Source organism: Bradyrhizobium sp. LeoB3, from assembly GCF_055456055.1.
In genome coordinates, this window is sequence record NZ_JBVBEF010000393.1 from 1 (window position 1) to 388 (window position 388).

Genomic DNA, 388 nt, shown 5'->3' on the forward strand with positions numbered 1-388 from the left:
CCATTCTGATGTCCCCAGTCAAGTACACAGCGCATGGTTTCCCGTCTCCACGAGGACTCATCGTGAAGTTCTTGCTCTGATGGATCGTGCAGAGGAGAAGGCGGGACCCAAAGACGTCGGTGAACAGGCTCTGATGCGCGGGTTGGATACCGCATTTCCGTTTTTTCGTCTGGGGCTCTCCCTGGTCTAGCGTCGGGCGTCGATCGGATGATCGGCCACATAATGGGTTTCAGGATTTCCCCTGCCGTGGTCCCACCTTCACCTCTGCACGATTGATGTCTGCGACTAGCCCTGATCCTGATTGCAACAAAGGGGGCTGTGGGCCGGTCGAGCGCACCTCACGACTCGAGCGGTCCACAGCCCTCGGGTGACGCTACGGCTGTCGAGG

Annotated in this window: 1 protein-coding gene; it reads left to right on the forward strand. The window is 59.0% G+C overall.

What is annotated here, in order from left to right:
- A partial coding sequence (locus tag ACZXDY_RS46485; protein ID WP_464350100.1) for a hypothetical protein occupies positions 1–190 on the forward strand: 190 nt, incomplete at its 5' end.
- Between the last annotated feature and the right edge of the window lie 198 nt (positions 191–388).